Genomic DNA, 24849 nt, shown 5'->3' with positions numbered 1-24849 from the left:
ATCGCAGGCTGACCGCCGCGGCTCTGTTTCGGTTACAACAATTCCGGCGAATCGGGTGAACCTTTCGCGGCGTTCGGGATTCTAACCACCGGTATCGCCCCCTTTTCCGAGGAGAACTGTCGTGAAGTACTGGGCCCTGGCCGCCGGCGCCGCACTCGCCGTATCCGCCGCCGCCCTTCCGGCACAGGCCGCCGCCCCGGAGCGGAGCGGCGCCCCGGCCCCGCTGACCGGGCAGGGTGTCTATCTGAGCTACGGGAACGGCATCCGGGTGCTGAAGAACGACGGGCGGCCGGTCTGGGCCAGCCGCGACGCCTCCTTCGCCGGGCAGTTCTCCGCCTCCCCCGACGGCCGGAAGGTCGCCTGGATCGACGGCAAGGGCCGCCTGCACGTCTCCAGCACCGCCGGCGGGAAGACCACGGACAAGGTCGTCGCCAGGGGCGCGGCCTACGGCGGTCCCTGCATGACCCCCGCCTGGTCGGCCGACTCCCGGCGGATCGCCTTCCCCACCACGGCCGGGGCCGGCGGGTCCGGGCAGGGTGATCGCACCGCCGTCGCCGCGGTCGGCTCCGACGGCAAGGGCCTCACGACGCTCGGCACGACGCTCGGCCCCTGCCACCTCACCTGGTCGGCCGACGGCCGTACCCTCGCCGGATACGCCGGGGACACCGTCGGCGTGCATCTCCTGACCACCGGGTCGCGCGTCTCGGCGAAGGTCCCCGGCATCAAGCTCGCCAACCACGTGGAGAGCCTCTCCCCCGACGGCCGCCGCGTCGTGGTGAACGCGATCGGCGCGAACGCGGACGCCGGGGACGGCTCCTGGCCGCTGTCCTTCGTCCCGTCGATCCACGACACGCGGACCGGCAAGAAGATCGCCATCCCGGTCGAGGGCAGGCTGATCGGCGCCCGTTACCTGCGTGACGGCCGCCTGGTGGTCCGGGTCGCGGGCAAGGCCGGAAACACGCTGGTCGTCCTGGACTCCTCCGGCAAGACCCTGCAGAGCCTGAGCGAGAAGCCCGCCGTCAGGCGGCTGGGGCTGCTCCAGATCACCGGCTGAGCCGGCGCCCGCTCTCCCGGAGCCCCGCGGAGCCCCGGAGTCCCCCGGAAATCGCGGGGACTCCGGGGAACTCCCGGGAGACGGATATCGGGCGGTCTCCGGGGGAGAAACCCCAGCGGATATCGTCCGGGCTCTCGGGAGGAAACCCATGTGGTGGCGTGACGCCGTCGTCTACCAGGTCTACCTGCGCTCGTTCGCCGACTCCGACGGCGACGGCGTGGGCGACCTGGAAGGGCTCCGGGCCCGGCTGTCCTACCTGTCCGCGCTGGGCGTCGACGGGATCTGGCTCAATCCCTGCTACCCCTCCCCCGGCGCCGACCACGGCTACGACGTGGCCGACTACACCGACGTCGACCCCCGCTACGGCGGCCTGCCCGCCTTCGACCGGCTGCTGGCCGAGGCCCACGCCCTCGGGCTGAAGGTCTTCATGGACCTGGTGCCCAACCACTGCTCGGTCGAGCACGCCTGGTTCAAGGAGGCGCTGGCCGGCGACCGGGCCGCGCGGGAGCGGTTCATCTTCCGGCCGGGCCGGGGCGACGAGCCGCCCAACAACTGGCACTCCGTCTTCGGCGGCCCGGCCTGGACCCGGGTGGACGACGAGTGGTACCTGCACAGCTTCGACTCCGGCCAGCCCGACTTCAACTGGCGCAACCCCGAGGTCGCCGCCTACTTCGAGGACGTGCTGCGCTTCTGGTTCGACCGGGGCGTGGACGGCTTCCGCATCGACGTGGTGCACATGTTGTTCAAGCACGCCGACCTGCCCGACTGGCCGCACCACCCGGAGTACAACATCCTGGCGCAGAACCAGCCCGAGGTGCACGACGTGCTGCGCCGCTGGCGCAAGATCGCCGACGCCCGCGAGCGCATCCTCGTCGGCGAGATCTGGGTGCCCACGGTCGGCGATCTCGCGCTCTACCTGCGCCCCGACGAGCTCCAGCAGGCGTTCTACTTCGACCTGCTGGTCTGCCCCTGGGACGCCTCCCGCTTCCGCGCCTCCATCGAACGGGGCCTGGAGCAGATCGTCTCCACCGGCGCGGTCATCACCTGGACGCTCGCCAACCACGACGTGCACCGGACCGTCAGCCGCTTCGGGCTGGTCTCCCGCACCGGCGGGCCGGACACCCGGCCGCGCGGCGTGGTGGACGTCGACCTGGGCGTACGGCGGGCACGCGCCGCGATGATGCTGGTGCTGGCCCTGCCCGGCTCGGTCTACCTCTACCAGGGCGAGGAGGCCGGCCTGCCCGAGGTCCTCGACCTGCCCGACGAGCTCAGGCAGGACCCGACCTGGTTCCGTTCGGGCAAGAAGGAGCACGGCCGCGACGGCTGCCGTGTCCCGCTGCCGTGGACGTCCGAGGGACCGTCGTTCGGCTTCTCCACCTCGTCGATCACCTGGCTGCCGCAGCCGGACTGGTTCGGCGCGTTCGCGATCGAAGAACAGGCGGCCCGTCCCGACTCGACCTGGTCCCTGCACCGCGACGCCCTGCGGATGCGCGCCGGGTTCAAGGGCCGGCTGGAGTGGCTGCCCTCCGGCCGCGAGGATGTGATCATCTTTCAGCGGGGCGACATGGTCTGCGTGACCGTCTTCGGCGGCGACCCGTACCCGGTGGAGTGGGGCACGCCCGCGCTCAGCTCCGCCGTCACGCACGCCGGGACGGTGGCCGGGGCGAGCACCGCCTGGTTCCGCCTCTGATCGGGCGGGTCCGCCGGGTCCCATGCCGCCTGCCCATGGCCGGGCGCATGGCGGCGCTTCGGAGTTAGGGTTCGAGCCACACGCCCCCGCGAGCCCCGCAGGGCTTCGCGCCCCGCCCGTCGCCGCCGCGCCCGTCGATGAGGAGACCGTCGTGCACCCTCGGGCCCTGATCCTCGGAACGGCACTCGCCGTGTCCGCCGCACCCGCGTCCGTCGTCGCTCCCGCGCCCGCCGTCCCCGTGCCCGCCGGCAGCCCCGCCGCCGCGACCTCCCCGTCCGCAGGCGCCCGGCCGGCCGGGGGCGTCTACGTCGCCCATTTCGGCGACCGCCGGGAGAACAAGGTGGAGGCGCTCGTCCACCGTCGGGGCGCGTGGACCCGCCGGACGGCGGGCGGGCCGGGCTTCGTCGGCCAGTTCTCGGTCTCCCCGGACGGCCGGCGGATCGCGTGGATCGACGCCAGGTCGCGGCTGCGCGTCACGGGTCCCTCCGGTGACAGGGTGATCGCCCGCGACGCCCGGTACATCGGGCCCTGCGCGACCCCCGCCTGGTCACCCGACGGCAGGCGCGTCGCCTACCCGCTGGACGCCGAGGCCGGGACGCCGGTCGTCATGGTGGTCGGCGCGGACGGCAGGGGCCGGGCCAGACTCGGCAGGACCCGGGGAGTCTGCCACCTGGCCTGGTCGGGGGACGGCAGGGTGCTGGCCGGTTACGCCGGCACCACCGACGGCGTGTGCCTGCTGGACACCGTGACCGGGAAGTCCCGCCGCGTCCCCGGCGTCGACCTCGCCAACCACGTGGAGAGCCTGTCGGAGGACGGGCGCAGGATCGTGGTGCGCACGATCCGCAGGAGCGAGCCGGCCGGGGACGGAAGCTGGCCGGCGTGGTTCACCCCGTCGATCTACGACACCCGTACCGGCAGGAAGATCGCCGTCCCGGTCGGGGGCAGGTTGATCGGCGCCCGCTACCTGCCCGGCGACCGGCTGGCGGTCCGGGTCGCGGGCAGGACTCACAACACCCTGGTCATCGTCTCGTCAGGCGGGACCCGCGAGCGCGTGGCCGAGCCCGCCCGGGTGAGGAAGCACGCGCTGGTCCGCGTCCTGCGCTGAGCCTCCCGGCGAGGAGCGGGCCGGGGGATCCGGGCGCGGCCCGATCCCCGCCCTGCACGGGCGTCACCCCGTTCCCAGCCTTCCGCCCGCCGCGAATAAAGTTGAGACCGTGGCTCAACTGCGAATCGCCCTGGCTCAGACCAATCCCACGGTCGGCGACCTGACGGCCAACGCCGACAAGCTCGTCGAGTGGACCCGGCGTGCCGCCGGCCGAGACGCGCACCTGGTGGTCTTCACCGAGATGTTCCTCACCGGCTACCCGGTCGAGGACCTGGTGCTGCGGAACTCGTTCGTGGAGGCGTCGGTCGCGGCGGTCGAGGCCGTGGCCGGGCGGTTGGCCGAGGAGGGGCTCGGCGAGATCCCCGTGGTCGTCGGATACGTCGACCGGGCCAGGCTCGCCCCGCGGGTCGGGCAGCCCAAGGGCGCCCCGCTCGACGCGGCGGCGCTGCTCCACCGGGGCCGCGTGGTCGTCAAGACCGCAAAACACCACCTGCCGAACTACGGCGTCTTCGACGAATACCGCTACTTCGTGCGCGGCGACCGGCTGCCGATCTTCCGGCTGCACGGGGTGGACGTGGCCGTCGCCGTCTGCGAGGACCTGTGGCAGGACGGGGGGCCGGTCGCGGTGGCGGCCGAGGCCGGGGCGGGGCTGCTGGTGGTGCCGAACGCCTCGCCGTACGAGCGGGAGAAGGACGACGTGCGCCTGGCGCTGGTCTCCCGGCGGGCACGGGAGGCGGGCTGCGCCCTCGCCTACGCCAACCAGGTCGGCGGGCAGGACGAGCTGGTCTTCGACGGCGACTCGATCATCGTCTCGGCCTCGGGCGAGCTGGTGGCGCGGGCCGCGCAGTTCACCGAGGAACTGCTGGTGGCGGACCTGGAGCTGCCCGAGGCGTCCCCCCGCGGACCCGACGCGTTCGAGGTGGACGCCGGGGACGGCACCGTCATCACCGTGCAGCGGGTGGAGCTGTCGGCCCGCCCGCTGGAGCCGTACGAGCCGGAGCCCCCGACGATCGCCGCGCACCTGGACGACACCGCGGAGGTCTACTCCGCGCTGGTCCTCGCGGTCCGCGACTACGTCGCCAAGAACGGCTTCCAGTCGGTCATCCTCGGCCTGTCCGGCGGCATCGACTCGGCCCTGACGGCCACCATCGCCTCCGACGCGATCGGCCCGGACCGGGTCCACGCGGTGCTGATGCCCTCGGTCTACTCCTCCGAGCACTCGCTGGCCGACGCGCAGGAGCTGGTGAACCGGCAGGGGATCAACGCCCAGATCGTGCCGATCGCCGACATCGTGACCTCCTTCGAGAAGGACATCCACCTGACCGGGCTCGCCGCGGAGAACCTCCAGGCCCGGGTACGCGGCATGATCCTGATGGGCCTGTCCAACCAGCACGGCCACCTGGTGCTGACCACCGGCAACAAGAGCGAGCTGGCCACCGGCTACTCCACGCTCTACGGCGACTCCGCGGGCGGCTTCGCGCCCATCAAGGACGTCCTGAAGACCCTGGTCTGGAAGCTCTCACGCTGGCGCAACGCCCAGGCAGGCGTCTCCAGCCCCTTCCTGTACGACTTCCCGCGCCCGCCGATCCCGGAGAACTCCATCGAGAAGGAGCCCAGCGCCGAGCTCCGCCCCGACCAGCGCGACACCGACTCCCTGCCGGTGTACGACGTGCTGGACCGCCTCCTGGACGACTACGTCGAGAAGGACATGGGCTCGGCCGAGCTGATCGCCGCCGGCCACGACCCCGCCCTGGTCGCCCGGGTCATCCGCCTGGTCGACCTGGCCGAGTACAAGCGCCGCCAGTATCCCCCGGGCCCCAAGATCACCCCCAAGAACTTCGGCCGCGACCGCCGCCTCCCCATCACCACCCGCTGGCGCGAGACCACCCCCTGACGTGTTTCCCGGCGGGCGCGGCCGGGGCCTTCCCGGGCGGGGCGACCGGCGGCGGTGTCAGCCGCTGAGGCCGGCCTCGCGGAGGAAGGTCGGCACGGCCGTGACGCGCCGGTGGACCAGCGGTTCGGCGGTGAGGCCGAGCTTGGCGAAGATGGCGTTGACGTGCTTCTCCACCGACGACTCCGACAGGGACAGCTCGGCGGCGATGCCCGCGTTGCCGCGGCCCTGGGCCATCTCGCGCAGGACGTCGAGCTCGCGGGCGGTGAGCGGGGCGAGGGGTGACTCTCGCAGCCGGACGCGGCGGGTGACGAGCGCCTCGACCACCTGGGGGTCGATGACCGATCCGCCGCGGGACACCTCGCGCAGCGCGTCCAGCAGCCGGTTCAGGTCGCCGATGCGGTCCTTGAGCAGGTAGGCCAGGCCGGCGGTGCCGTCGCGGAACAGTTCGAAGGCGTAGGACTCGTCGACGTACTGGGACAGGATGACCACGCCGATCTCCGGGTGGCCCGCCTTGATGGCGTGGGCGGCGTCGATGCCCTCCATCGCCCGGCCGGTCCGGTCGGCCTGGGCGGCTCCGTTGACCGGGCCCGCCGCAGAGTCATAGGTGGGCAGGCCCTCCGGGACCGCTCCGGGGGGCATGCGGATGTCGGTCAGCACGGCCTCGGGGCGCATGCGCCGTACCGCGTCGAGCAGTTCGGGCGCGGAGCCGACCGCGGCCTGGACGACGACCTCGCCGGAGTCCTCCAGCAGGCGCCGCGCGCCCTCCCGGACGAGGTAGTTGTCGTCGGCCATGACGATCCGCAGGGGTTCAGGCATCGATGTCCTCCGGCCGGGTCAGGGGAATCTCCATGCGCAGTTCGGTGCCCTCCCCCTCGGCGGTGTCCACCCGCAGGGCGCCGCCGACGATGTCGAGCCGGTCGGCGAGCCCGGTCAGGCCCAGCCCGTGACCGGCCGCCGGGTCGAACAGCAGCCCCTGGTCGCTGAGGACCGGCGGATGGATCGTGTAGGCGAACTCCCTCAGACCGTTCAGGAGTGTGCCCAGGTCCTGATGGAGCTCGGCCAGGTCCTGCCCGCCCCGCGGGTCGCCGCGCCCCAGCCGCTGCCGGACCAGCCCCAGCTTGGCGGTCAGGGCCACCACCTCCTGCTGCACGCCGTCGTGCAGGTCACGCTGGATGCGGCGGCGCTCGGCGTCCTGCCCCTGGGCGACCCGCTCCCGGGAGGCGGACAGCTCGGCCGCCTGCCGCCGGATCAGCCGGAGCTGCGCGGACAGCTCGGCGGTGAGGTGGATGTTGTGCACGGCGGCCGCCGCCTGGCCGGCGAGGTAGCCCAGGAGGCGGCGGTCCTCCTTCAGGAACGGGCCGTCCCGCCGGGGACCGCACTCGATGCTGCCCAGCACCCTCTGGCCGTGGATGATGGGGACCACCAGCGCCGGGTCCGCCCGCTTCCCGGCGCCGACCCCCTGCGCGCTCCCGGCCCGGGCGACGTCCGGGTCGAGGCGTACCCGGGCCCAGGTCAGGTTCAGCCCCCGGCGCACGGTCTCGGCCAGTTCCTGCAGCAGCGTGGCCGGGCCCTGTGCTTTCTCCAGCGCCGCGCCGAACCGGCTGAGCAGCCGGTAGCCGTCGAGCCTGGCGCCGAAGACCCACCGGTCGGCCAGCTGCTCCAGCCGCCCGCGCACCGGCTGGAGCAGCAGGGTCACACCGATCGCCAGCAGCACGGCGGCGTACATGGGGAACGGCCCCAGCAGGACCCAGCCGGCCACGGACGGCCGGCCCGCGGCCGGCGCGAGAGCGACGGCCAGCGCGATCGCACACCCGCCGACTGCCGCGAGCACCGTGCAGAGAGCTCGCATACGCCCATTCTGTGTGCGGCGGCCAGGCATCACCAGGAGGCCCGCCTGGGGTCAGCCTGGAGGAAAACCCCACCCCACTCTGAGGGTTCACCCGGTTAAACACCCGCCTCCCGCTTCCTAGCGTCGACTGTGTGGAAGCGAGAAACCGGAGGCACTCATGACCAGCGCTTCAGCGGCACGGCCCGCCCGCCCCTCGTTCGCACGCCAGGCGTACGCCGTCCTGTGCGTGCTCCTGCTGGGCGCGGTCGTGATCCAGTTCTATTTCGCCGCGTTCGGCGTCTTCACCGTCCCGGAGAACGACTCGCAGTTCATCATGCACCGGATCAACGGCTCGGGCGCCATTCCGATCCTCACCCTCCTGGCAACAATCATGGCCGCGATCGCGAAGGCCCCCGGCCGCCTGATCGGGTTCACCCTCCTGCCCTTCGGCCTCATCATCGTGCAGATCCTCTGGTTCATCCTGGCGGGCATCACCGGGTCGTCCGAGGAGCAGACGAACGTGGCCGGCCAGGCCATCCTCGGCCTGCACGCGGTCAACGGGCTGGTGATCCTGTGGGTCTGCATCGTGCTGGTACGGCGGGCGCGCGCGCACGCGGAGGCGGGCCTCGCCCCGGCGTCCTCCGCGGCTCCCGGGACCTCCGGGGTCTCCGTGGAGCCGTCCTGGGACGGGTCTGAAGCCTCCCGGGTCGTCCCGCTCCCGGAACGCGCCCAGGTCAGCGCGGACTCCCCGCAGTTCCCCCCGGATCAGCGATGACCCGCGCCCTCCTCGCCCTGGACCTGGCCCTGACCGTGCTGGTCGCCGGGTTCTGGCTGGGCGCGGGCATCACCGTGGCCGTCCGGCAGGAGGGGGCCGGGCGGCGCGGTGCGCTCGTCGGGGCGGCCCTGACCGGCCTCGCCGTCGCCGCGACCGCCGGCCGGATCGCGACCGTGGCGGCCCTCGCCGCCCAGGGCTGGTGGTTCGCGCAGGAGAAGGCGGTGCTGGCGCTCCCGCTGGTGGTCCTCCCCGCCCTGGTGGCGGTGCCGCTCGCCGGTCCCTTCCTCGTCGCGGCGGCACGGGGGCGTGCCGCGACGCCTTCGCCGGCCGTGCGGACCGCCCTGCTGACCACCGGGTACGGCGCGGCGGCGGGCCCGATCGCGACCCTGGTCGTCGGCTACCCGGCGACCCCGGTCTCCGGGCTCGTCCTGGTGACCCTCGTGGCGGCGGCGTCGGGGATCACCTGGCTGACGGTCAGCGGGCGCGGCCGTCCCGTCACGGCGGGGGCGCTGGGAGTGGTCTGCCTGCTCGCGGTCGCGATCCCCGCGGGCTCCGCCTGGTCGCGCACCTCCGATCTCGCGGGCGGACACGCGCACGGCGCGGACCCGGGCGACGCCCACTCGGGGGGCACCCACTCGGGCGACACGCACCCGGACGGCACGCAGCCGGGCGGCACGTCCGTGGCCGGGCTGCGCACGCCCGCCGACGCGGAGGGGCCGCTCCGGCGCTTCGTCCTCACCGCCCGCCAGGAGCGGGTCGCCCTGCCCTCGGGCCGGACCCTCGACGCCTGGACCTTCGGCTCGCTGCCCGGCCCGGCCCTGACCGTCACCGAGGGCGACCTGGTGCAGGTCGAGCTGCGCAACACCGACATCGCCACCGGGGTGAGCCTGCACTGGCACGGATACGACGTGCCCAACGGCGAGGACGGGGTCGCCGGGGTGACGCAGGACGCCGTCATGCCCGGCGGCGCCTTCACCTACCGGTTCCTCGCCGACGTCCCGGGGACCTACTGGTACCACAGCCACCAGAACCCGGCCGAGTCCGTTCCCCGCGGTCTGTTCGGCACGCTCGTCGTCCTCCCCCGGCCGGCCGCGACGAGCCCTGACACCGGCACGTCCACGGCGGGCCCAGGCCCCGGCCAGCCCACAACGGACCCCGGCACCGGCCAGTCCACAACGAACCCAGACGCAGGCCAGTCCACAACGGATTCAGGCGCAGGCCAGTCCACAACGAACCCAGGTGCCGGTCTGTCCACGACGGGTTCCGGCGCCGGTCTCGATCTCACCCTGCCCGTGCACACCTTCGGCGGCGTCACGACGCTCGGCGCCAGCGACCTGCCCGGCACGCGTGAGATCCCGGCGGGGACCCCGGTCCGCCTCCGGCTGGTGAACACCGACTCGGTCCCGCGCCGGTTCTCGCTGGACGGCTCCCCGTTCCGGGTGGTGGCGGTGGACGGCCGTGATCTGTCCGGGCCGTCGGAGGTGTCCGGCGTGGTGCTCAGGGTGCCCGCCGGATCCCGCCACGACCTCGCCTTCACGATGCCCGCCCGGCCGGTGCGGCTCGCCGTGGAGGGAGCACCGTGGACCGGCCTGGTCCTGACCCCGCCCGCCGCTCCCGGGACCGCCCCGGGGACCGCCCCGCCCGCCACCACGCCCCGAACCGGCGTGCCCGATGTCACCGCGCCCGCCGGCGCCGTCCCGTTCGTGGACGCGCCGGTGCTCGACCTGCTCTCCTATGGTTCCCCCGCGCCGCCGCCGGAGGAGTTCGGCCCGCTCCGCTACGGCGCGCCCGTCCCGGCGGAGGCGTTCGACCGCGACTACACGATGGTGCTCGACCGCCAGTTCAGGTTCGTCGGCCGCGTGCCCCAGTACGCCTACACCGTCGACGGCGAGGTCTTCCCGCACGTGCCGCCGCTGCGGGTCCGCGAGGGCGAGCTGATCCGCCTCACCGTGGTCAACCGGGGATCCGACACCCATCCCATGCACCCGCACGGCCACCACGTGCTCGTCCTGTCCCGCGACGGGAAGGTCCCGGAGGGCGGTCCGCTCTGGCTGGACACCTTCGACGTCCAGCCCGGCGAGGTGTGGCAGGTCGCGCTGCGCGCCGACAACCCCGGCATCTGGCTCGCGCACTGCCACGATCTCACCCACGCCGTCGCGGGCATGGTGCTGCACTTCGCCTACGACGGCGTCGGCACGTCCTTCGGCGTCGGCGGCACGACCGCCAACCATCCCGAGTAGGCGCGTCTCCCGGCCGGAGTGGGTCCGGCCGGGCGGCCACCGGGACTCCGGATCGGCGGGGCACGGCGGGACGAGGCGTCCTCGGAGCGCTCCAGGCCGTTCCCAGCGCGTCCTCGGGGCGTTCCCGAGACGTTCCCAGCGCGTCCTCGGGGCGTTCCCGAGACGTTCCCGGAGCCGCCCGTTCCCGAGGCGTCCTCGGGACACTCTCAGTGGGGAAGGGCGCGGTCGAGGTAGGCGCGGAGCAGTTCCTTGGTCTCGGCGACGTAGTGGGGGTCGCCCCCCGGGGACTCGCGGAAGGCGAGCTTGAGCAGGGCATCGGCGGCCTCGACGGCGACGGTCATGGGACGGATCAGGTCGGCCGCGTCGGCGGGGGCGATCCGGCGGGCGAGATGGGCCGCCAGGGACTCGGCGACCACCTTGTTCTCGCGGAAGTCCACGACGGCGAAGCCCGGGACGGTGCGCTTCATCTCGACGTACTCGTCCACGATCAGGTCCACCATGGCCGTCCAGTGCGTCACTCCCGCCAGCCGCCGCTCGACCCCGGCCAGGAAGCGCTCCAGGTTGCGCCGGGCCAGGGCGTCGGCCAGGCCGCGCTTGTCGCGGAAGAAGTGGTAGATCGAGCCGATCGGCACCTCGGCGCGGGCCGCCACCGCACGGGTGCTCAGCGCCTCGTAGCCCCCCTCGTCGAGCAGGGCGGCGGCCGCGTCGAGCATCTGGTTCACCCGTTCCACGCTGCGCTGCTGGACCGGGTTTCGGCGTACGGAGGATCCCACGGCCTCAATCATGCCGCGAGCAGCAGGGTGAGCCCGCCGAGGGTATAGCAGATCATCAGGATCAGCAGCGGGATCTGCCCGGCGACCGCCCGCACCGGCGCGAACAGCCGCACCGAGCGGTCGTGGGCGGCGACGACGCCCACGACGTGACCGATCACGATGGCCAGCACCTGGACGGAGGCGATCACGCCGGGCCCGACGACCTCGGGGTCCACGGCCCGCTCCAGGCCGAAGGAGAGGACGGCCGCCCGCTGGCCCTCGATGACCAGGAGGGAGAAGTAATGGGCGATCAGGTAGCCGACCGCGATCGGGATGAGCGAGTGGGCGAACAGGGCCGCCGCCCCGCCCCCGGTGACCCGTACGCCGCTTCCCGGCCCCGGGCCCCCGGTTCGCGCGCCGCCGATCAGCCCGGCCGCGCCGACGCACGCCCGGTAGAGCAGCGCCACGAGGAGGATCGCGGCGAGCAGGCCCAGGGTCCCGGTCGCGGTACGGCCCAGCGGCCCGGACTGCAGGGCGTCCACCCACCACGTCGCGCCGGAGAAGCCGTCGTAGCCGGTCGAGCCGAGCAGCACGCACACGGTGGCGACCAGGCCGGGGGCCGGGCGCAGGGCGTCGAGGCCGTTGAACGGGTTGCGCAGGACGAGCCTGCCGTCGTCCCGGCGGCCCAGCGGGGACAGGCGGCCGATCAGGGCGGAGTAGACCTCGAAGGCGTCGGCCCGGTCGAACCATCCGGCGCCGTACCGCAGGGCCCCGGCCAGGTGCGCCGCGCTGTACAGCGTGAAGAAGGCCAGCAGCGTGGCGGTCGAGGCCGGTTCCGGCGAGACCAGTTCCATCCAGGTGAACGCGGTCAGGCCGAGCGCGGCCGGCCAGTATCCGAAGGGGGCGGGGCCCCGGTCCCGGCCGCCGAGCAGCAGGTGGATCGTGCGCAGCGGGTTGAGCGGTTTCCAGACCGGGCCGAACAGCAGCGACGCCGGGACCAGGCCGACCCAGAACACCACGTAGACCAGGTGGGCGGCCGGGTTCCGCTCCGGGTCGTCGGGGCCCAGCAGCATCCACGCCCCGGCGAAGGCGGTCCCGGCCAGGCCCAGGATCCGCAGGGTCCAGCGGGTCCGCGCGCCCCCGGGCAGCGCCACCGGCCGTCCCGCCGCACCGCCCCGGAAGCGCGAGTCCGCCCAGAGCAGCGCGAGCCCCAGGAACGAGACGAACAGCGCCGCGAACGCCCCGGCGAAGGCGTAGAACAGCGGGATCGGCAGGTCGTGCCGGTCCCCCACGCCGTGCGCGAGCACCTCCGCCGCCGGGTTCATCGGACCAGGAGCTGGGTGAGGACCAGCCCGGAGTCGTGGGTCTCGACGTCGAACAGGCCGGTGCGGCCGGCGATGAAGTCGACGGTGGCCGGTCTGCCCGGCTCCAGGGGGCGGGTCAGGTCGAAGCCGTGGATGTGCAGTTCGTCGGCGGTGTCGGAGGTGACGACCAGGCGGACGGCGTGCCCTTTGACGACCTCGACGCGGCCGGGGGCGGGGGTGACCTTCCCCGCGGCGATCGTGATGTTCAGCGTCGGGCCCTTGGGCGCGCCGTAGGCGTCGTAGGCCGGGGGCGCGGTGGCCACGGCGTGGTCGGTCCCGGGGTTGTGGTGGCCGGTGGAGATGGTGCAGGCGGTCAAGAGCGCGCAGGCGGTCAAGAGCGCGCCCGCGCCCGCCGGCGCCGGCGCCCAGCGCGGGGGTCTCACGCGTGGGCCTCCTGCGGGACCTCGGCGGGAGCCGCCGCGCGGCGCGGCCTCGGGGCGATCAGGACGATCGCCCACAGGGTCCATACGCCGGTGAGCAGGCCGCGGATCCAGCCGGGGCCGACCGGCAGCAGCGGGATCATCACGATCGCCTTGTCGAACGCGTCGGCGAGGGTGAGGACGCCGAGCACGACCGTGAACCAGCCGAAGACCCTCCTGCCCGCCGGGCCGCTCCCGGCCAGCCGCCCGGCCCCGATCAGCCACACGCCCATCAGCGCGAGGGCCACGGCGGGCAGCACCGTGTATCCGTACGCCGCCCCGAAGACGTCCAGGGTCAGGCCCGCCAGCCCGATCGAGGTGACCGCCAGCCCGGCGCGCGAGGGGAACCTGCGGCGCCAGAGCAGGACGGCGACCAGGCCGAGGACGAGAGAGCCCGCCAGCGCGAGCTGGATCTCGACCCGGGCCAGGCCGGTCGAGCCGTACCAGTCGCAGCCGGCCGGCAGCCGCCGCTCGCGGACGCTGTACTCGCTGCACAGGTAGTTCTTGGCGATCTTGACCGGCTCGCTGAGGACGCGGGACGGTCCCGCCGAGCCGCAGGCGGGCAGCGCCCAGGGGGTGGACGGGCCGGCGTCGCGCTGCCAGCAGTTGCCGCCGCCCTGGCCGTCCCAGGAGACGCCCGCGCCGTTGGGGCGGCTCTCCCCGGCGGGCGTGACGCCGAGCCGGTTGCCCTCGTAGAGGTTGTGGTGGGAGGTGTCGAACTGCTTGTCCCAGGACTCCTCGCCCCGGATGAAGGCGGGCACGGCCAGCAGGTTGAAGGCGGCCTCGTCGTGGCCCCAGATCCAGTTGTCCCGGAAGACGTTCCAGTTGCCGCCCGCGGTGATGACGCCCGTTCCCGGGGGCATGCCGATCTGCGGGCAGACGACGCCCCGCTCGTAGCCGCGCTCGGCCGGGGGCTTGGCGCAGGTGCCGTCGGCGACGTGCCGGTAGTAGTCCTGGTTGTTGTCGTAGATCTTGTTGCGCTCGAACTTCGCGTGGTTCTGCGGCAGGCCGGGGTGCCCGGGGAAGGCGCTGTCCATCGAGGCGCCGCCCATGTTCGCGTAGAACTCGTTGTCGTGGGCGTAGACCGAGTCGCCCGCCGTGCCGGAGTAGCCGACCATGTTGTGGTGGCTCTTGCAGCGCTGGATCTCGATGGAGTAGCGCGGCACGTCGTGGCCGCGGCCGTTGTTGATGTCCGAGGCGCTGCCCGGGTAGATGCCGGAGTCGCCGTTGCCGTAGGACTCGCAGTCGGTGTAGAGGCCGTGGTCGCTGGCGAAGGTCAGGAAGCCGTACTCGTCGTTCCAGCGGGTGAGCATCCTGTCGATGACGAACCCGTCGGTGGCCAGGATGTAGAGCGAGTTGAACGTGGTCCGCTGGGCGGTGAAGTTGCGGAAGTAGATCCCGTCGGTCATGTCGGCCCGGATCGCGTTCAGCTTCTTGTACTGCGCGTCGATGATCACGTCCAGCGGGCTCGCGCCGGTGCCCTCGATCTGCAGGTCCTCGATCCCGAGGATGGCGACCAGGTTCTGGTTGTGCGGGCACTGCTTCTGCTGCTCGAAGGAGAGGATCTGATAGCCCCACGACGACCAGCGGGCGTCCAGTTCGGCGCAGTCCCCGGCAGGCTCGGGCTGGCTGGGCTCCTCCAGGTAGACGCCGGGCAGGATCGCGATGTCCATCCCCGCCCGGTCGACCTGGTCCACGGCCTCCTGCAGGTGGCGGTAGCCCTTGTCCTGGCAGCGCTCGAACAGCTCCAGGTTGCGCTGTTTCAGGTCGGCGGGGAAGTTCGCGATCCGTTTGTCGAAGTCCGCGCGGTCGGTCTTGCAGACGAGCAGGTCGGGTTCACCCGTACGGTGCGCCGGGACGCTGCCGGTGCCGTCGGGGAAGGTGACCGGACGCTCCTCGTGGGCGAGGGCGGCGGAGACGGGCAGCAGGAGGCCGAGGGTCAGTGCGGCGACGGTCATGACCCTGCGCAACGGACGCATGCCGGGAGATTAGAACAATGTTCACGTTTTGCCTAGAGCCCGCAGAATCCCGGGCCGGACATGGGACGGCCCCCGCGCCGGGAGGCTGCGGGGGCCGGGATGCGGCGTGACGGCCGCGCGCGGACGTGACGGCTGCGTGCCCGTGAGGGGTGGGGGTACGGCGTCAGCGGGGGGTGAGACCGGCCAGGATGTGGTCGGCGAGGCGCTCGGCGAGGGTTTCGGGGAGAGCTCCGCCGTCCGCCCCGGCCTCGCCGAGCCCGGCCGACTTGGCGTACCACATCACGGTGCCGACCACCATCGCCATCGCGATCGGGAGGTCGAGATCGGCCCGGAGCTCGCCGGTGTCGACACCGCGCCGGAGCAGGGCGCGCAGCGCCTCCTGGCGTGGCCCGACCGTCGCCTGGCGGATGCGCTCCACCAGGCGGGGGTGGCGCTCGGACTCGTTCATCGCGATGTTCATCACGCACCGGCTCCGCACGTCGCCCGCCTCCCTGCGCATGACCTCCAGGTAGGTGATCAGGTCCTCGCGGACCGACCGCCCGGAGATCGGCGGCAGCGGGGCCTTCAGCACCGCCAGGGCGTCGACGACCAGGTCTTCCTTGCTGGACCAGCGCCGGTAGATCGTGGTCTTGCCCACGCCCGCCCGGGCGGCGACGGCCTCGATCGACAGTTCGGAGATGCCGGCGCTCTCACTGATCAGATCGAGGGTGGCCTCGATGATCGCCTTCTCCGCCTTGGCGCTGCGCGGACGGCCCGCGGGGCGGGCCGGCCGGTTCTCGTCGGTGCTCGTCATATCGCGCCTACACTACTGCCGGTTCCTTGTCGCGTCGCTGCTCAGACGCGGGAGCGTGCTTGCCGGGCAGCCAGCGCACCACCGTCAGGGCCCCCACGAGGGCGATCCCGGCGGCGACCAGGGCCGTGATGTGCATGCCGTCCAGGAAGGCCCGCACGGCGGGGGCGATCAGCGCGGCGCCGCGCTCGCCGAGCTCGCCGGCGACGGCCAGCGTGCCGGTCAGGGATTCGCCGGCCGTGTGCCGCGCCTCCTCCGGCAGGCCCGCCAGCGAGGGGGTGATCTCGTCGCGGTAGGTCGCCGAGAGCAGCGAGCCGAGCAGGGCCACGCCGAGGGCGCCCGCCACCTGGCGGACGGTGTTGCTCATGGCCGAGCCGACTCCGGCCTTCTCCCGGGGCATCGACTCCATGATCGCGGTGGTGGCGGGCGGCATGATGTTGGCCATCGCGGCGCCCTGGACGAAGAAGACGATCTCGATCACCAGGACCGGGGTGCCGGCGTCCATGAACGCGTAGGCGGCCAGCGCCGCGGCCACGACGACCATGCTGACCGTGGCGGTGAGCTTGGCGCCGAAGCGCGCGGTCATCTGCTGGCTGAGGGGGGCGAAGATGAGCTGGGCCACCGCGAACGGGAGCATCAGCGCACCGGCCTGCAGCGGCGTGAAGCCCAGCACGATCTGCAGGTAGAAGACCAGGAAGAACATCGCGCCCATCATCGCGAAGAACACGATGCCGATCATGCCGATCGCGGTGGAGAAGCGCGGGTCGCGGAAGTGGGTGACGTCGAAGGCCGGGTGGTCGATGCGGCGCTCGTACCAGACGAAGGCGGCCAGGACGGCGACGCCGAGGATCGCCGGGGCGAGCACCTCGACGCTGGCGACCGTGGCCAGCTCACCGCCGCGGATGATGCCGTAGGTGAGGGCGACCAGTCCGACGATGGACAGCAGCACGCCGACCGGGTCGAGCTTGGACGGCTTGGGATCACGCGACTCGGGCACCACCGTGCCGATGAGCACCATGCTGATCGCCACGATGGGCAGGTTGACCAGGAAGACCGATCCCCACCAGAAATGCTCGAGGAGCAGGCCCCCGGTGATCGGGCCGATCGCCACGGCCAGTCCCACCCCGCCGGCCCAGACGCCGATCGCCTTGCCGCGCTCCTGCGGCGGGAAGACGTTGGAGATGATCGCCAGGGTGGCCGGCATGATCGCGGCGCCGCCGATGCCCATGAACGCCCGGGCCACGATCAGCTGCGCCGGATCCTGGGCGTAGGCGCTGGCCAGCGAGGCGAGGCCGAACAGGACCATGCCGACGAGCAGCATCCGCTTGCGCCCGGTCCGGTCGCCGATCACCCCGAAGGTGAACAGCAGGCCGGCGAAGACGAGCGTGTAGGAGTTGATCGCCCACTCCAGCTGGCTCTGGGACGCGCCCAGGCCCTCCACCGGATCGGCGATCGTCTTCAGCGCGACGTTGAGGATGGTGTTGTCGAGCACGACCGCCAGGAGGCTGAAGACCAGCACTCCCAGAATCTGCCAACGCCTCGGGTGGCCTAATTTCTGGTCCATGGGGGATTTCACGGGGGATTCCACCTTCCGATACGCAACCGTTTCGCAACGCGAGCGTATCGCTATTCATTCCGATACGCAACGGGATCGTTTCGTATTATTCGGATGGATCCTCCCTCCGCTCGCGCCCTTCACGGCCCACGGGCCGCCGGCCGGTCGCTCCAGCGCGCCCTACCCCGAGGCCGGGACCCGACTCCCGTCCCGGCCCCGCGACGGGCCGCCGCCCCTCGGGCGGCGACCGGCTCTCAGACGGCGACCGGCTGAGGCTCCTTCACCGCGACCGCGCTCCGCCGCCAGAACGGCAGCGCGACCAGCACCATCACCACGCCGACCAGCCCCGCCGCGGCGAACGCCCAGCCCGGTCCGGCGCTGTCGATGATCGCTCCGGCGATCGGCGCGGCGACCCCGCCGCCGATCAGCAGGGCCGTGCCGTGCAGGCCCATGGCCTCGCCCCTGGCCCCGGCGGGCACCCAGCGGCTCACCGCCTCCACCGTGGAGGAGAGCCCGGGGGCGCACAGCACCCCGGCCGGGAGCAGGGCCACGACCAGCCACCACCAGCCGCCGCCGACCAGACCGACCGGGACGGTGAGCAGGCCCATGCCCCCGATCAGGACCAGCGGGGAGAACCCTCGCGGCAGCCCGCCGTACACGAAACCGCCCAGCAGCGAGTAGAGGCACCACACCCCGATCGCCAGGCCGATCCAGGCGGTGTCCCCGGCGCGGTCCATCGTCGCCACCAGGGAGAGCTCGGTCGCGGTCAGGATGAAGGTGGCCGCCGAGGCCGTGCCGAGCAGGGTCACCAGGCCGGGGGTCAGCCACTCTCCCCGCGGGACCTTCTCCGCCGCCTCCTCCTTCTCCTCGTCGGAGCGGGTGGGCGGGTCCAGCAGGATCAGCGCCGCGGCGGAGCCGGCCAGACCGGCCGCGACGAGACACATCGTCCAGGTGCTGCCGAGCGCCACCGTGCCGGCCGCGGCGAACGCGGGCCCGGCCATGTAGGACAGCTCGACCAGCATCGAGTCGAGGGAGAAGCCGGTCCTGCGCTGCTCCACCGGGACCATGGCGGCCAGGCACTGCCGGATCACGCTGAACACCGGCAGCGCCAGCAGGCCCGCGACCACCGAGGCGACGACCAGCACGGGGTACGGCAGCGCCCAGGCGGAGGTCCAGAAGGCGAGCTGCGCGACGCCGGTCGCCAGCAGCACCGGCCGCAGGCCGTACCGGTCGACGAGCCTTCCGGCCAGCGGCGACCCGACGGCCATGCCCACCGTGGTCGCGGTGCCGACCGCGCCCGCCTCGAACCAGCCCAGGCCGAGGCTCTCGTTGACGTGCAGCGTCAGCGTGAGACCCACCGCGGTGGACGGGATCCGCGCGATCAGTCCCACGAGCAGCAGCGTCCGGACGCCCGGAAGGGCCAGCAGGCGACGGTAAGGTTCGATGGCCATTTTTATTGCTTACCTCCACCTGCATTGTGGCGTACGGCACCGACAGTTCCGCCACCGGATTACCGGGCGGCCGGGGGGTGTTTAACCAAGCGAACGCATGTCATCATCGGAGACGTCCGGGGACGCCACAGGGGCGCCTCGAGACTCTGGAGGGTTCTCATGTCCTCTTCTGCAACCAGTCGGCCGACCGCGCTCTACGGCGGCCAGACCGGACGAAGGGTCACCGTGCGCGACGTCGCCGCCGCCAAGGAGCGGGGCGAGAAGTGGCCGATGGTCACCGCGTACGACGCGATGACCGCCAGGATCTTCGACGAGGCCGGCATCCCCGTGCTGCTCGTCGGCGACTCGGCGGCCATGGTGGTCTACGGCTACGACTCCACGCTGCCGGTCTCCGTCGACGACCTCATGCCGCTGACGGCCGCCGTGGTGCGGGGCTCCTCGCGCGCGATGGTGGTGGCCGACCTGCCGTTCGGCTCCTACCAGGCCTCCCCCCAGCAGGCTCTCGAGACGGCCGTGCGGTTCATGAAGGAGGCGGGCGCCCACGCGGTCAAGCTGGAGGGCGGGCGCCGGGTGCTCCCCCAGGTCGAGGCCCTCGTCTCGGCGGGCATCCCGGTCATGGCCCACCTCGGCCTGACCCCCCAGTCGGTCAACGTCTTCGGCGGCTACCGGGTGCAGGGCCGCGGCCAGTCCGGTGACGAGCTGATGGCCGACGCCAAGGACCTGGAGGCCGCCGGGGCCTTCGCCGTGGTCCTGGAGTGCGTCCCCACCGACCTCGCCGAGCGGGTCACGACCTCCCTGTCGATCCCGACGATCGGCATCGGCGCGGGCCCGTCCACCGACGCCCAGGTCCTCGTCTGGCAGGACCTCATGGGGCTCACCGAGCGCCCGGCCAAGTTCGTCAAGAAGTACTTCAACCTGGCCGAGGAGATGGACCGGGCGGTGCGCTCCTTCGCCGGCGAGGTGGCCGGCGGGGCCTTCCCCACGCCCGAGCACAGCTACCACTGACCCCTCCGCCCCGGCGCCGGCACGGCGGGCACGACGGCCACCACCCCACCCGGCCGCCGCGCCCCCACCGGCGCCGGAACGGCGGACGCCCGGGGCCGTGCGGTCAGGCCAGGGTCGAGGGATCGGTGTTGGAACCGCAGACGACGACGGCCACCCGCTCCCCCGGCGCGGGGACGTAAGCACCGCAGTGCAGGGCGGCGAAGGCCGCGGCCCCGGCGTGCTCGGTGGCGACGCGGCAGGAGCGCCACAGCTCCCGGCGGGCCTCGACGATCGCCTCGTCGGGCACGAGCAGGCTCCGCACCCCGGCCGCGCTGGTGACCTCGTAGGCGATCCGGCCGATCAGGCTCGCCCCCAGCGCGTCCGCGCCCACCCCGCTCACCTCGACCCGGACCGGCCCTCCGGCGGCCAGCGCCCGGTTCAGGGTGGGGATCAGCTCCGGCTCCACCGCCACCACCCGGGCCCGGCCGGCGACCGCCGCCGTGATCCCGGCGATCAGCCCGCCGCCGCCCACGGCGACCAGGATCGTGTCCACTCCCCCGGTCTGCTCCAGCGTCTCCAGCCCCGTCGTGCCCTGCCCGGCGACCACGTCGGCCTGGTCGTAGGCGTGGACCTCCAGCGCGCCCGTCTCCGCGGCCCGCTTGGCCGACGCCTCGTACGCCTCGGCGTAGATCGAACCGGTCTGGGTCACCTCCGCCCCCAGCGCCCGCAGCCCGGCGACCTTCACCGGGCTCGACACCGTGGGCACGAAGATCTCGGCACGGACGCCCAGGGCCCGGGCGACGTAGGCGACCGCCAGGCCGTGGTTGCCGCCGCTCGCGGCGATCAGACCGGCCCCGGGCAGCGCCCCGGCCTCCCGGGCCGCCAGCGCGCGGTTGAACCCGCCCCTGACCTTGAACGACCCGGAGTGCTGCAGCGCCTCCAGCTTCAGGAACACCCCCGGCGACATCTCCAGGACCGGAGTACGGCGGGCGTATCCGGCGATCCGCTCCGCGGCCCGCTCCACGTCCAGGATCGACACGCTCACGCGTCCTCCCCGTCAGTCACGTTCACGCCACCGCCGTGTCCACCGGCCCGCTCGCTCCGCTCGCCCACTGGTGCGGTTCCCCTCCCCCAGAAAAGACCCGAAAGACCCGGAGCTCCCATCAAACCGCACCGGCGGGCCTCGCTCCGGCCGGAGCACGCGCCGTTCCGGTCAAAGCTCGCACCATTCCGGCCATGGCCCACGCCGTCCCGATCGCGGCCGGCCCGCCCGTCAGGAGAGCGCCTGGGCGAAGTCCGCCCACAGGTCCTCGACGTGCTCGATGCCGACCGCGACGCGGACGGTCCCCTCGCCGATCCCGTGCCGGGCGAGTTCCTCCGCGGTCAGCGACTTGTGGGAGGTGGTCGCCGGGTGCAGGATCAGCGTCTCCACGCCGCCGAGCGAGGGGGCCAGCAGCGCCACCCGCACCGAGCTCATGAACCTCTCCCCGGCCTCGCGCCCGCCGACCAGGTCGAAGGAGAAGACCCCGCCGAAGTCGGGCAGCAGCTTGCCCGCCAGCGCGTACGACGGGTGGGAGGGCAGGCCCGGCCAGTACACGGCCGACACCGCGGGGTGGGCGTCCAGGCGGGTCGCCAGCTCGCGGGTGTTGGCGCAGTGGCGCTCCATGCGCAGCGGCAGCGTCTGGATGCCGCGCAGGGTGAGCCAGGCGGCGAACGGGTCGGCGGTCGCGCCCAGATGGGTGGCGTACTTCCACACCTTCCGGTAGAGCTCGTCCCCGGCGAAGACCGCGATGCCGCCGAGCACGTCGGCGTGACCGCTCAGGTACTTGGTCGTGGAGTGGACCACCACGTCGGCGCCGTGCTCGATCGGGCGGCACAGGATCGGCGAGGCGAAGGTGTTGTCCACCACCGAGATCAGCCCGGCCTCGCGGGCCGCGGCGCACATCCCGGGCAGGTCGGCCACCTGCGTCACCGGGTTGGCGATCGTCTCCAGGTAGACCAGCTTCGTGGACGGCCGGACCGCCGCGCGCAGCGCCTCCGGATCGTCCTCGGGCACGTAGGTCACCTCGATCCCGAACCGCGCCACCAGGTCGTTGATCATCGCCGCGGTGCCGCCGTAGAGGGCCTTCTGGGCGATCAGGTGGTCGCCGGGCCGGAGCAGGCACAGGAGCACGGAGTTGATCGCCCCCATGCCCGAGCCGGTGGCCACGGCGCCGACGCCGCCCTCCAGACCGGCGACGGCCTCCTCCAGCGCGCGGACCGTGGGGTTGGACAGGCGGCCGTAGACGAACGCCCCATCGGGACGGTTCATTCCGTCGGCGAAGACCGCGGGATCGTCGAAGACGAAGCCGGAGGTCTGGTAGAGCGGCACCGCGATCGGGCGGCTGCCGTCCAGCGTCGGCTGGGGCAGGTGGACGGTACGGGTCTCCGGGCGCAATTCAGTCATATGTCAACGATGTCCGTTCGTGGGGTTGTCCATCAGATCCAATCCGGCAAGATTGGCTCATCATGCGATCCAATTTAGACGAGCTGACCGCGCGGCTCGGCAGGTGGTCCTCCGGCCGGGGCCCGCTCTACCTGCTGCTGGCCGGGGGCATCCGCGCCCTCATCGACGAAGGCGAGCTGCCGTCCGGCAGCCTCCTGCCGCCCGAGCGGCTTCTCGCCCGCAGGCTCGCGGTCGGCCGGGGCACCGTGGTCGCTGCCTACGACCAGCTCCAGCAGGAGGGCAAGGTGGTCCGCCGGCAGGGCAGCGGCACCCGGGTCGCCCCGGCCGCCCTGCCCGCCACCCGGACCACGGCCGCCATGGCGGTCAACCCGTTGCACCAGCATCTGCTGGGCCTGCCGGACGGCGTCGCCCTGCTGTCGTGCGCCGCCCCGGACGAACCCCCGCCCGCCCTGATCGAGGCCTACGCCGAGGCCGGAGCGGAGCTCGCGGCGGTCCGGCACGACATCGGCTACCACCCGGCCGGGCATCCGGCGCTGCGCGAGGCGCTCGCCCGCTACTACGGGGCCCGCGGGGTTCCCACCTCCCCCGGGGAGATCCTCGTCACCAACGGCGCGCAGCAGGCGCTGACGCTGCTGGCGAGCGCCTTCCTCTCCCCGGGTGACACCGTGCTGACCGAGCCCGTCACCTACCCCGGCGCGCTGGAGTCCTTCCGGGAGGCGGCGGCGCGCTTCCGCACGGCCGCGGTCCCGTCGGGGTCGGGCACGCCGGGGTCCGGCACGGCGGGGTCCGGCACGGCGGGGTCCGGCACGGCGGGGTCCGGCACGGCGGCGGCCGGAGCCGTGGGGTACGGGGCGACGGGATCCGGGACGGCGGGGTCCGGGGCGGTGGAATTCGGGGCGGCGCTGGCCGCCCGGCCCGCCCTGGCCTATCTCATCCCGACCGGGCACAACCCGACAGGCTCGGTCATGCCGTCCCTGATCCGGCGGCGGCTGGCCGGGCTCGCCGCCGAGCACGACGTGCCGCTCATCGACGACGAGGTCCCGGCCGAGCTCTGCTTCTCCGGCGAACCGCCGCCCCCGCTCTGCTCCTTCCACCCGGGCGAGCAGATCATCACCGTCGGCTCACTGAGCAAGCTCGTCTGGGGAGGCCTGCGGATCGGCTGGATCCGCGCGGCGGAGCCGGTGATCTCCCGGCTCGCCCGCCTCCGGTCCGTCCACGACCTCGGCGGCGACGTGCTCTCCCAGCTCGCCGCCGCACGACTGCTCGCCCGCGTCGGCGAGCTGCGCCGCGAGCGCGTCGCGGTCCTGCGGCGGCGGCACGGCCATCTGCTGGCCGAACTGGCCCGCGCGCTGCCCGACTGGTCCGCCGAACCGGCGCTCGGCGGTCAGACCGTCTGGGTACGGCTGCCGCACGGCGACGCCGACGCTTTCGCCCAGGTGGCCCTCCGGCACCGGGTCGCGGTCCCGCCGGGACGCGCGTTCGACCCCCTGGGCGGCCACGACGCTTTCCTGCGTCTGCCGTTCCTGCTCCCCGAACAGGAACTGTCCTCGGCCGTCGACCGGCTCGCCGCCGCCTGGCAGGACTACGACGGCAGCAGTCAGTCCCGGGTGCTGCACCCCCTGGTCCTCTGACGCTCCGGGAGGGCCTCTAACGCTCCGGGAGGATCGGACGGCGCCGGTGGCGGAGGGTGAACACGATTCCCCCGGCCAGCACCGCCGCGGCCGCCCCGCCGCTCCCCGCCAGCACCGCCGCGGCCGCCCCGCCGCCGGCCGCGGAGCTCCCCGGGCCCGCGGGCTGGTGCTGTGCGCCGGAAACGGCCTCGGGCGCCCACGTCACCGGGATCGCCTCGGGAGCCGGCGTCTTCTCCACCGTGAGCTCCCGCTCGAAGTAGGCGGCGGGGGACCGCTCACCCCACGACGACCTCCGGCCGATCTCGGCCGGGTCCGGCGATCCCTTGCCCCAGACGGGCGGGTTCGCCACCTCCCGCGGAGAAGCCTCGCCCGGTTCCCATCCCCCGCGCTGCTCGACCTCCGACCGGGGCCTGGAGCGCCCCGTCCTGTCCCGCTCGTCCGCGCCGCCGTCACGCGGTTCGGCGTGGGACGGCGTGTTGGGACCGGTCCCCTCGTCCTCGTCGGGCTGCGCCGGTCGAGGCTCCGCCGGTCGGGGCAGCCCCTCGCCGGGTCCGGAGCCCGGACTGGGCGTGGGCGGGCACGGCGTTTCCGTACCGGGCTCGGCCGGACCAGGCGTGCTGCCGCCCTCGCCGCCGCTGTTCTCGCCGCCGCCCTCGCCGCCGCTGTTCTCGCCGCCGCTCTCGCCGCCGCCCTCGCCTCCCCCGGCGAAGGCCACCCGCTCCCCCACGGCCGTCCCGGGCGGGACACCGCCGGAGGACGGGCTCGCGGCCTCCGCGGGCGCGACGCCGGCGGCCAGGCAGCCGAACAGGGAAAAGGCCAGACAGAACAGGGGCACGCGCATGACTTGTCCTCGCAGGACGACGACCTTCACCCGGTGGCGAGAAGGCGGATG

Annotated in this window: 20 protein-coding genes; 8 read left to right on the top strand and 12 right to left on the bottom strand. The window is 73.3% G+C overall.

The window, feature by feature from the left end; genetic code table 11:
- Positions 1–121 precede the first annotated feature (121 nt).
- From Plo01_RS30790 to Plo01_RS30775, 4 genes are all read left to right on the top strand, one after another.
- Positions 122–1054, top strand: coding sequence for a TolB-like translocation protein (locus Plo01_RS30790; protein WP_203894230.1), 933 nt, complete (start codon positions 122–124; stop codon positions 1052–1054).
- A 148-nt stretch (positions 1055–1202) separates the two neighbouring features.
- On the top strand, positions 1203–2744 hold the full coding sequence (locus tag Plo01_RS30785; RefSeq protein ID WP_203894229.1) for a glycoside hydrolase family 13 protein: 1542 nt from the start codon (positions 1203–1205) through the stop codon (positions 2742–2744).
- Positions 2745–2895: 151 nt separating this feature from the next.
- On the top strand, positions 2896–3849 hold the full coding sequence (locus Plo01_RS30780; protein ID WP_203894228.1) for a TolB family protein: 954 nt from the start codon (positions 2896–2898) through the stop codon (positions 3847–3849).
- Between the two features lie 109 nt (positions 3850–3958).
- Positions 3959–5743, top strand: coding sequence for an NAD+ synthase (locus Plo01_RS30775; protein ID WP_203894227.1), 1785 nt, complete (start codon positions 3959–3961; stop codon positions 5741–5743).
- Between the two features lie 57 nt (positions 5744–5800).
- Here the strand turns inward: Plo01_RS30775 and Plo01_RS30770 are convergent, their stop codons facing one another.
- Positions 5801–6559 (bottom strand): response regulator transcription factor, encoded by a 759-nt coding sequence (locus Plo01_RS30770; RefSeq protein ID WP_239317385.1) that lies wholly within the window; start codon positions 6557–6559, stop codon positions 5801–5803.
- Positions 6552–7592 (bottom strand): GAF domain-containing sensor histidine kinase, encoded by a 1041-nt coding sequence (locus tag Plo01_RS30765; protein ID WP_203894226.1) that lies wholly within the window; start codon positions 7590–7592, stop codon positions 6552–6554. The genes Plo01_RS30770 and Plo01_RS30765 overlap by 8 nt, the downstream gene beginning before the upstream one ends.
- 157 nt (positions 7593–7749) lie before the next feature.
- Here Plo01_RS30765 and Plo01_RS30760 point away from each other — a divergent pair, with 157 nt between their 5' ends.
- Both Plo01_RS30760 and Plo01_RS30755 read left to right on the top strand, forming a co-directional pair.
- Positions 7750–8346 carry a DUF6220 domain-containing protein gene (locus tag Plo01_RS30760; RefSeq protein WP_203894225.1) on the top strand — a complete coding sequence of 199 codons (597 nt, stop codon included), beginning with the start codon at positions 7750–7752 and terminating at the stop codon, positions 8344–8346.
- Complete coding sequence (locus tag Plo01_RS30755; RefSeq protein ID WP_203894224.1) at positions 8343–10586, top strand: multicopper oxidase family protein; 2244 nt, start codon at positions 8343–8345, stop codon at positions 10584–10586. Before Plo01_RS30760 ends, Plo01_RS30755 begins: the two co-directional genes overlap by 4 nt.
- A 206-nt stretch (positions 10587–10792) precedes the next feature.
- On the opposite strand, the gene Plo01_RS30750 is transcribed toward Plo01_RS30755, so the two are convergent.
- The 7 genes from Plo01_RS30750 to Plo01_RS30720 all read right to left on the bottom strand — a co-directional run bounded on the left by Plo01_RS30750 (position 10793) and on the right by Plo01_RS30720 (position 18896).
- Positions 10793–11359: a TetR/AcrR family transcriptional regulator gene (locus tag Plo01_RS30750; protein ID WP_239317383.1), complete on the bottom strand. Its 567-nt coding sequence runs from the start codon at positions 11357–11359 to the stop codon at positions 10793–10795.
- A gap of 8 nt (positions 11360–11367) precedes the next feature.
- Positions 11368–12663, bottom strand: a complete 1296-nt coding sequence (locus Plo01_RS30745; protein ID WP_203894222.1) for a hypothetical protein — start codon at positions 12661–12663, stop codon at positions 11368–11370.
- Positions 12660–13085, bottom strand: coding sequence for a cupredoxin domain-containing protein (locus Plo01_RS30740; RefSeq protein WP_203894221.1), 426 nt, complete (start codon positions 13083–13085; stop codon positions 12660–12662). The genes Plo01_RS30745 and Plo01_RS30740 overlap by 4 nt, the downstream gene beginning before the upstream one ends.
- Positions 13082–15100 carry a right-handed parallel beta-helix repeat-containing protein gene (locus Plo01_RS30735; RefSeq protein ID WP_203894220.1) on the bottom strand — a complete coding sequence of 673 codons (2019 nt, stop codon included), beginning with the start codon at positions 15098–15100 and terminating at the stop codon, positions 13082–13084. Before Plo01_RS30735 ends, Plo01_RS30740 begins: the two co-directional genes overlap by 4 nt.
- Before the next feature lie 163 nt (positions 15101–15263).
- Positions 15264–15893 carry a TetR/AcrR family transcriptional regulator gene (locus Plo01_RS30730; protein WP_203894219.1) on the bottom strand — a complete coding sequence of 210 codons (630 nt, stop codon included), beginning with the start codon at positions 15891–15893 and terminating at the stop codon, positions 15264–15266.
- Between the two features lie 7 nt (positions 15894–15900).
- Positions 15901–17409, bottom strand: a complete 1509-nt coding sequence (locus tag Plo01_RS30725; protein WP_239317381.1) for an MFS transporter — start codon at positions 17407–17409, stop codon at positions 15901–15903.
- Between the two features lie 290 nt (positions 17410–17699).
- Positions 17700–18896 carry an MFS transporter gene (locus Plo01_RS30720; protein WP_203894217.1) on the bottom strand — a complete coding sequence of 399 codons (1197 nt, stop codon included), beginning with the start codon at positions 18894–18896 and terminating at the stop codon, positions 17700–17702.
- 159 nt (positions 18897–19055) lie between these two features.
- On the opposite strand from Plo01_RS30720, the gene panB reads away from it, so the two are divergent.
- Positions 19056–19901 carry a 3-methyl-2-oxobutanoate hydroxymethyltransferase gene (gene panB / locus Plo01_RS30715; protein WP_203894216.1) on the top strand — a complete coding sequence of 282 codons (846 nt, stop codon included), beginning with the start codon at positions 19056–19058 and terminating at the stop codon, positions 19899–19901.
- Between the two features lie 103 nt (positions 19902–20004).
- Here panB and Plo01_RS30710 read toward each other — a convergent pair whose 3' ends face one another.
- Together Plo01_RS30710 and Plo01_RS30705 are read right to left on the bottom strand one after the other, a co-directional pair.
- The gene (locus tag Plo01_RS30710; RefSeq protein ID WP_203894215.1) at positions 20005–20925 is read right to left on the bottom strand and encodes a threonine/serine dehydratase; all 921 of its coding nucleotides are present in this window, start codon (positions 20923–20925) and stop codon (positions 20005–20007) included.
- Positions 20926–21153: 228 nt separating this feature from the next.
- Complete coding sequence (locus Plo01_RS30705) at positions 21154–22326, bottom strand: trans-sulfuration enzyme family protein (RefSeq protein WP_203894214.1); 1173 nt, start codon at positions 22324–22326, stop codon at positions 21154–21156.
- Between the two features lie 62 nt (positions 22327–22388).
- Here Plo01_RS30705 and Plo01_RS40590 point away from each other — a divergent pair, with 62 nt between their 5' ends.
- Entirely contained in the window at positions 22389–23957 is a 1569-nt protein-coding gene (locus Plo01_RS40590; protein ID WP_239317379.1) for an aminotransferase-like domain-containing protein, read from the top strand.
- Between the two features lie 16 nt (positions 23958–23973).
- Here Plo01_RS40590 and Plo01_RS30695 read toward each other — a convergent pair whose 3' ends face one another.
- Entirely contained in the window at positions 23974–24798 is an 825-nt protein-coding gene (locus tag Plo01_RS30695) for a hypothetical protein (RefSeq protein ID WP_203894213.1), read from the bottom strand.
- Between the last annotated feature and the right edge of the window lie 51 nt (positions 24799–24849).

The organism is Planobispora longispora, from assembly GCF_016863135.1.
Classification (GTDB): Bacteria; Actinomycetota; Actinomycetes; order Streptosporangiales; family Streptosporangiaceae; genus Planobispora; species Planobispora longispora.
This window is presented reverse-complemented; position numbering and strand designations above follow the sequence as displayed.